Genomic DNA, 7568 nt, shown 5'->3' with positions numbered 1-7568 from the left:
ATCACTTCGATGCGAGGCGAGCACCCTCGGCAAGAGCCTCGAGCTTTGCCCACGCAATCGACGGGTAGATACGTCCGCCCAGGCCACAGTCCGTCGACGCCACGACACGCTCGTCGCCCACGATGTCCGCGAACTGGCGGATACGCTGAGCCACCAGCTCCGGGTGCTCCACAACGTTCGTCGAGTGCGACACCACGCCCGGGATCAGGTACTTGCCCTCGGGCAGTTCGATGTCGCGCCAGATCGTCCACTCGTGCGCGTGGCGAGCATTCGCCGCCTCGAACGTCAGGCCATTCGCGTTGACCAGCAGGGCCAGATCCACGATGTCCTTGAACGCAATATCCGTCGTGTGCGGGCCGTGCCACGAACCCCAGCACACGTGGAAACGCACCAGATCCGGATCGATGCCCTCCAGCGCGTGGTTCAGCGCGTCAATACGCACGCGCGAGAACGCGCGGTAATCCTCAACCGACGGCTCCGGGTTCATCTGATCCCAGCCCTCCGCGATATCCGGCGCATCAATCTGGACCGTCAGGCCCGCGTCCGTAATTCGCTTGTACTCCTCGCGCAGCACGTCCGCGCACGCCCACACCACGGCCTCGTCGTCCTCGTAGAACGCGTTAGCCACGCGAGCCGCCGAACCCGGCGAAATCGCCGCCACGAAACCATCCGACACGGGCTTACCCGCCGCCGCGAGCGCGTGCTTCGTGCCCGCGATGTCGCGTTCCACGGCCTCGGCACCGATGTAGGTCAGCTCACCCGTAATCGTCGGGAACGCAATCGGGTTGCGGTTCGCGATGTGAATACCCGAATCCGGATCCGCGTACGCGTCCGCGAAACGCTGCCAGTCGCGGCGCTCAGCAAACGACGAGAAGGACAGGCGGCCATCGCGGCCGGCGGGGGGACGCACGTCGAAACGCTGGACGTCCTCAAAGGACAGTCCGCCGAAACGCGAGAAGGAATACGTCCACCACGCACCGTAATCAACCGTGTCGATCATCGCGTGGCCGTACTCGCCGTCGTTGACGATATCCAGGCCGATCTCGGCCTGACGCTTCACAACGCCGTCAACCTGATCCTGCAGAAGGGACGTGAAATCAGCATCGCCAAGCGAGCCCTCGCGGCGCGCGCGATTCGCCTCAATCAGCTCGGGGGTGCGGGGCAGGGAACCAACATGAGTGGTGCGAATAGTCATCGCAGTCCTTTCTCTTCACTGTGCCCTCAGCCTACGTTTCGCGCGTCGAGAACGGGGACAAATGCCTGATCGTGGACATATGGAATTAACCACGAGGCCGGTTAGGTGCTATTTCGTGCACGCGCCCCTTGCGTTTTCCTTGACATCGCGCCCCCAAGCGTCCACACACTGACACGGCGTCCCGCCGGGCGAAGCCCCCGGAATACCGCGCGAAAACCACCCGCACCCAGCCCCGGCCTCGTCCACGAGACGAAACCCGCACGGAAACGCGACGCACACGCTCCTACTGTGGAGTCATTACACGGCAACAGAAAGGCACATCATGAGTCGCCCGCTGCGCTCGGCAACATCCACCCAAGGCCGCAACATGGCCGGAGCTCGCGCCCTGTGGCGCGCCACCGGCATGACAGACGGCGACTTCGGCAAGCCGATCATCGCCATCGCCAACTCCTACACCCAGTTCGTGCCCGGCCACGTGCACCTGAAGAACATGGGCGACCTGGTCGCCGGAGCCATCGAAGCGGCCGGCGGCGTCGCCAAGGAATTCAACACGATCGCCGTCGACGACGGCATCGCCATGGGCCACGACGGCATGCTCTACTCCCTGCCCAGCCGCGACCTCATCGCCGACTGCGTCGAAACCATGGTTAACGCACACCGCGCCGACGCCCTCGTGTGCATCTCCAACTGTGACAAGATCACCCCCGGCATGCTCCTGGCCGCCATGCGCCTGAACATCCCCACCATCTTCGTTTCCGGCGGCCCCATGGAATCCGGTGCCGCCGTCGAGGGCGTCGTCGAGCACCGCCTCGACCTCATCGACGCCATGGTCATGGCCGTCGACGACTCCGTCAGCGACAACCAGCTGGCCAGCATCGAAGCTAACGCGTGCCCCACCTGCGGCTCCTGCGCCGGCATGTTCACCGCGAACTCCATGAACTGCCTCAACGAGGCCATTGGCCTGGCCCTGCCCGGCAACGGCACCACCCTGGCCACCCAGATCGAACGCAAGAAGCTCTTCGCCGAGGCCGGCACGCGCATCGTCGACATGTGCCGCGCCTACTACAACAATGAAGACGATTCGGTCCTGCCGCGCTCCATCGCCACCAAGGCCGCCTTCGAGAACGCCATGAGCCTGGATGTGGCCATGGGCGGCTCCACCAACACCGTCCTGCACATCCTCGCCATCGCCAACGAGGCCGGCGTTAACTTCACGCTCGACGACATCGACGCGATCTCGCGCCGCGTGCCCTGCCTGTGCAAGGTGGCCCCCAACTCCACGACCTACCACATCGAGCACGTCCACCGCGCCGGCGGCATCCCCGCCCTGCTCGGCGAGCTTGACCGCGCTGGCCTGCTCCACCGCGACGTGCACTCCGTTCACTCCTCCAGCCTGGCTGACTGGCTGGGTGCGTGGGACGTGCGCGGTGGGAGCGCCACCGACGAGGCCACGCACCGTTTCCTCGCCGCCCCCGGCGGCGTGCGCACCACGCAGGCCTTCTCGACCGCCAACCTGTTCGAATCCCTCGACACTGACTCCGAGAACGGCTGCATCCGCTCCGTCGAGCACGCCTACACGAAGGACGGCGGCCTGGCCGTCCTCTACGGCAACATCGCCGCCAACGGCGCGATCATCAAGTCCGCCGGCATCGACGAGTCCCTCTTCCACTTCGTCGGTAAGGCGTTTGTCGTCGAGTCCCAGGAGGAAGCCGTCGAGGCCATCCTCAGCAAGCAGGTGAAGGAAGGCGACGTCGTCGTCATCTTGTACGAGGGCCCCAAGGGCGGCCCCGGCATGCAGGAAATGCTCTACCCGACCTCCTACCTCAAGGGCCTGGGCCTGGGCAAGAAGTGCGCGCTCATCACCGACGGCCGCTTCTCCGGCGGCACGTCCGGCATCTCCATCGGTCACATCTCGCCCGAGGCCGCGGCCGGCGGCGCAATCGGACTTGTGCGCACCGGCGACGAGATCGAAATCGACGTTAACAACCGCGTCCTGCGCGCGAACGTGCCCGACGAGGAACTCGAGCGCCGCCGCGCCGAGAAGGGCGCCGCGCCGTGGAAGCCCTCCAAGCCGCGCCCCCGCAAGGTCTCCGACGCCCTGCGCGTCTACGGCATGCTCGCAGCGTCCGCAGACAAGGGCGGCGTGCGCGTCCTGCCCGACTGGGCGTGAGTCAAGCGCCTACAATCGTGGGCATGCATGGAGAGTACAAAGTCCCCGGAGGAAAGCTCGTCGTCGTCGACACCGACGTGGAGGAGGACCGCCTCGCGCGCGTGAGCGTGTCGGGCGACTTCTTCCTCGACCCCGACGACGCGCTCACCCGGATCACCGCGTCCCTCGAAGGGGCCCCGGCCTCGTCGAGCGCCAAGGATCTGGCCGCGCGCGTCGCCGGTGCCCTCCACGAGAGTGACACCCTCATGGGCGTGACCCCCGAGGCCGTCGGCATCGCCGTACGCCGCGCGCTCGGTGCCGCCCTGTCGTGGGATGACATCGACTTCGACGTCATCCACGGCCCCGTCGTCGACCCGATGATCAACGTCGCCATGGACGAAACCCTGGTCGAGGACGTGGCCGCGGGACGCCGTAAGCCCTTCATGCGCCTGTGGGAATGGAACGGACCGCAGGTCGTCATCGGCTCCTTCCAGTCCTACCAGAACGAAATCCAGCAGGACGGCGTGGAGCGCTACGGCATCACCGTGTCGCGGCGCGTCACCGGCGGCGGTGCCATGTTCATGGAGCCCGGCAACTGCATCACCTACTCGCTCGTCATCCCTACCGCCCTCGTGGAGGGAATGAGCTTCGAGCAGGCTTACCCGTACCTCGATCAGTGGGTCATGGAGGTCCTCGACAAGCTGGGCATCAAGGCCACATACGTGCCGCTCAACGACATCGCCTCCGAGTACGGCAAGATCGGCGGTGCCGCGCAGAAACGCTGGGCGAACGGCTACATGGTCCACCACGTGACCATGGCCTACGACATCGACGCCATCAAGATGAATGAGGTCCTGCGCATCGGCATGGAGAAGATCCGAGACAAGGGCACCCGCAGCGCCGTCAAGCGCGTGGACCCCATGCGTTCCCAGACCGGCCTTCCCCGCGAGGAAATCCTCCAGGCGTTCTTCGACCACTTCAAGGAGAAGTACAACGCCACGGTCGGCACCATCACCGACGAAGACCTCGAGGTCGCACGCCAGCGCTGCGAGACGAAGTTCGCGCGCGAGGAGTGGGTGCACCGCATCCCCTGAGAGTTCGGGTGCTTCGCTCGCTCGGTGTGAGTCGGGCGTTCCCGTTGCCCGCTTCGGTAGCGTCTCATTGACGAGGCCGGGGCGGGTTTTCGCGTTCCCGCGCGGCTGCGCGCGTGACAGCGTCCGAGAATCGGTGTCGGAGTAACATGGACACATGTCGAGCGAAGCAATGCAGCCGAAACACGAAACCTTCAGGCTCTCTGAGTTGCGTGACCTGGTGGCGACGGGGCGAGTGCGAATCCCCGACTTTCAACGCCCCTTCCGGTGGGCGAACCAAGACGTCGTGGCCCTCTTTGATTCCTTGCACCAGGGGTATCCGATCGGGAACCTGCTCATGTGGAAACGTGAGGCCCCGGCGCAGCGGGTCACTGTGGGTTCCATCGATATCGACGCTCCTCAGCGTCCGGACGCACTATGGCTCGTCGATGGTCAGCAACGCGTGACGAGTATTGTCAACGCGATGGACGCACGCAGCGTAGGAGATGGTCGCTTTGCGGTTGGGTACGATCTGGAAAATTCCTGCGTTGTTTCAACCCTGGGGCGTCATTCCCGTGCCGTCATGCCGCTCTTTCGTCTCTTCGACTTTGAGAGCGCCTGGCAGTGGTTCGAGGAGAACACAGAATTCCAAGCGCTGCGCGGTCGTTACCAGGAGGCATTCAATACTTTTAACGCCGTGAGCGTTCCGGCCACCGTGCTGGAGGGAGCAGACGAGGATAAACTCCGCGTCATCTTTGATCGCATCAATCAGAGCGGTAAGAAGCTCAAGTCTTTCGAGGTATTTGAAGCGCTCAACAGCTCCGTCTCCGATGGGCGTACTCTGCGCTCGATTTCGGATGCTGTGGCTCGCTCAACGAGCTTTGGTTTACTGTCGGAAGATCAAGTCCTCAATGTGTTGAAGGCGCGTCGGCACCCAGACTATATGCGCGATGTACGCGATGAATTTGGGGATGAACGACGTAGAAACTCCGATTTCCCGGATGAGGACCGCGACGAAGCGTACGCCCAGACGGAGCTCGTCTTGAAGCGAGCGACGCGATTCCTCCAAGACAATTGTTGTATTCCACATGTTACGTTACTGCCGTACAGCGCGATTCTGGTGGTGGTGGCGCGGTTCTTCGCGTTGTTCCCCGAGCCGAAGCGGCGTAACAAAGAGCTGTTGAAGCGGTGGGTGTGGCGGACCATTGTAAAGACCATTGAGGGCACCATCAGTAGCGGGAACGTCCAGACGCGGACTTTCCTGAAGAGCGTGCGGCGTGGCGACGAATCGGATTCTGTTCAGGAACTACTGGAAAGCGTCGGTGAGAGAGTGACGGCAGATCGCATCTTGATCCCGACTGCGAGAATGAACCGTTCGGACTCGAAGGCATGTGTGTGTGCCATGTGGTCCCATTACATGCGTTCGGAGGACTGCACGGGGCAAGCTCTGACAGCCTTGTTCGATTCGCTCGTTGGAGACTACGGCAGCGCGGCTTATCTCCTCGAAGATTACGTCGGATATGACCGCATGGGTGAGGACAGTGGCGGCCGCTATTCATCGCTCGCCAATAAAATTTTGCTGGTGAGTGAAGAAGCGTGGCAGGATGGGGATGCCTTGCGGGCATTTATGACTGCGCATGCGGACATGCTCATGCTTCCCGATGGGACAGAAGAGAGCGAATCTCAGGTGGATCCGGAGGAGTTGATCAATCGGCGTGAGGAAGTGGTGTCCTTGCGGGTGAATGAGTTCTTCGATTCGATGATGGCGTGGGATTACGTATCCTTCGCGCCCGTAGAGTTGTCGTGAAAGGAACGCAGATGTCGCGCTATTTTCCCGAAGCTGAGTTTCGTGTCAGCTTGCATGGCATCGACATCGGGACAATCTTGTGCTACTCGTCCAAGAGTTCGTTTCGGTTCTCCGACGACTACTACTGGCGCGTGGATCGGCCTGTTCTTGGCTTCTGGTTCGAGAATGGGATGCGCCGTGAGGCGGTGGTGAAGGGACGCTCTGTTCTTCCGCTGTGGTTTTCTAACCTCCTGCCTGAAGGGTTGCTTCGAACGATTGTGTGTGCTCAGCATGGACTGAGCGAGGAAGACGAGCCGGGCATCCTTGGCGCGCTCGGCGATGATTTGCCGGGAGCTGTCACGGTGTCCCGTATCGGGGATCCCATTGCGGGTTCGTCGGATGATGCCGTGCGATCCGGTGATTTCGCTTCGTCCTCAGCGGATTCGCTGATTCGTGCATCCATTGCTGGTAATGTCCTGAAGTTTTCGATGAAGTCCCGTGATCAGCGCCTGACGCTGCCAGGCAGCGGCGAGTATGGAGACCGTATCGTCAAGCTGCCTCCGCCGGGTGAGTACGACGCGCTTGTCCACAATGAGTTCTACGTGATGTCGCTCGCCAAGGCGTGTGACATTGAGGTTCCTGACTTCGATGTTGTGCATCGGGAGAACGTTGAGATTGCGCCCTCCGACTGGGTAGCAACCGAGGAACACGCATTCAGCATTGCACGCTTCGACAGGAGCGATCAAGGCCGCGTCCATATGGAGGATTTCTGTCAGGCGGGTAATCTGCCGGGATTTCAGCGGTCGAAATATCAGAGTTCGGTCGAGTACGTGATGAAGGTCGCGTACCGGAATTACGATCTGCCGTCGCTTGTTGAGTGTGTCCGTCGGACGGTGTTCAACATGTTGTGTGGCAATGATGACGCGCATCTGAAGAATTGGAGCCTGGTATATCCGGACCGTCGTAATGGTGTTCTCTCGCCAGCCTATGACCTGGTGTGTACGGCCGTTTATTTTGATCGCCCCCAGGATATGGCGCTCAAGCTCAGTGGTAAAGAGATCTCTGCGGATATTTGTCTGGACGATTTCCGTCGTATCGCCGATATGTGTCATGTCGAGCGAGGCGTCATCGAAGAAGCTGTTCGCTCAATGATCGCCGCGTACGGTGAGGCACTGGACAAGGTCGAGGTGCCGACTCGCCTCACGAGCATCAGCGTCAGGGGACGGGATATCGACCTGCGTCCCTGGCTCCGTGAGCGCTATCAACGCCTGTCGGTGTCTCTACTGTCCTAGCGTAGTTGGCGCGGCGTCCTCGGGAATCGTGCGCGGCTGGTCCGGGGTGTGGGGGACGAGGCCGGGGCGGGTTGTC

The 7568-nt window shown here is 62.2% G+C and carries 5 protein-coding genes; 4 read left to right on the top strand and 1 reads right to left on the bottom strand.

The features are described from left to right. Position 1: 1 nt before the first annotated feature. Positions 2-1195, bottom strand: coding sequence for a cobalamin-independent methionine synthase II family protein (locus HMPREF1136_RS00785; protein WP_009647396.1), 1194 nt, complete (start codon positions 1193-1195; stop codon positions 2-4). A gap of 367 nt (positions 1196-1562) precedes the next feature. Between HMPREF1136_RS00785 and ilvD the strand changes: the two genes are divergently transcribed. From ilvD to HMPREF1136_RS00765, 4 genes are all read left to right on the top strand, one after another. Beyond that, positions 1563-3365, top strand: a complete 1803-nt coding sequence (gene ilvD, locus HMPREF1136_RS00780) for a dihydroxy-acid dehydratase (RefSeq protein WP_009647372.1) — start codon at positions 1563-1565, stop codon at positions 3363-3365. Positions 3366-3388: 23 nt separating this feature from the next. Then, positions 3389-4438, top strand: a complete 1050-nt coding sequence (locus HMPREF1136_RS00775; RefSeq protein ID WP_034504270.1) for a lipoate--protein ligase family protein — start codon at positions 3389-3391, stop codon at positions 4436-4438. A gap of 154 nt (positions 4439-4592) precedes the next feature. After that, on the top strand, positions 4593-6221 hold the full coding sequence (locus HMPREF1136_RS00770; RefSeq protein WP_009647379.1) for a DUF262 domain-containing protein: 1629 nt from the start codon (positions 4593-4595) through the stop codon (positions 6219-6221). 11 nt (positions 6222-6232) lie between these two features. Further along, entirely contained in the window at positions 6233-7492 is a 1260-nt protein-coding gene (locus HMPREF1136_RS00765; protein WP_009647384.1) for a type II toxin-antitoxin system HipA family toxin, read from the top strand. The last annotated feature ends 76 nt before the right edge of the window (positions 7493-7568 follow it).

The sequence above is a fragment of the Actinomyces sp. ICM47 genome (assembly GCF_000278725.1).
Classification (GTDB): domain Bacteria; phylum Actinomycetota; class Actinomycetes; order Actinomycetales; family Actinomycetaceae; genus Pauljensenia.
This window is presented reverse-complemented; position numbering and strand designations above follow the sequence as displayed.

Bases quoted from the DNA above. Each gene is read 5' to 3' on its own strand.
- HMPREF1136_RS00785 (WP_009647396.1), bottom strand. From the start codon at position 1,195: ATGACTATTCGCACCACTCATGTTGGTTCCCTGCCCCGCACCCCCGAG.
- ilvD (WP_009647372.1), top strand. From the start codon at position 1,563: ATGGCCGGAGCTCGCGCCCTGTGGCGCGCCACCGGCATGACAGACGGC.
- HMPREF1136_RS00775 (WP_034504270.1), top strand. From the start codon at position 3,389: ATGCATGGAGAGTACAAAGTCCCCGGAGGAAAGCTCGTCGTCGTCGAC.
- HMPREF1136_RS00770 (WP_009647379.1), top strand. From the start codon at position 4,593: ATGTCGAGCGAAGCAATGCAGCCGAAACACGAAACCTTCAGGCTCTCT.
- HMPREF1136_RS00765 (WP_009647384.1), top strand. From the start codon at position 6,233: ATGTCGCGCTATTTTCCCGAAGCTGAGTTTCGTGTCAGCTTGCATGGC.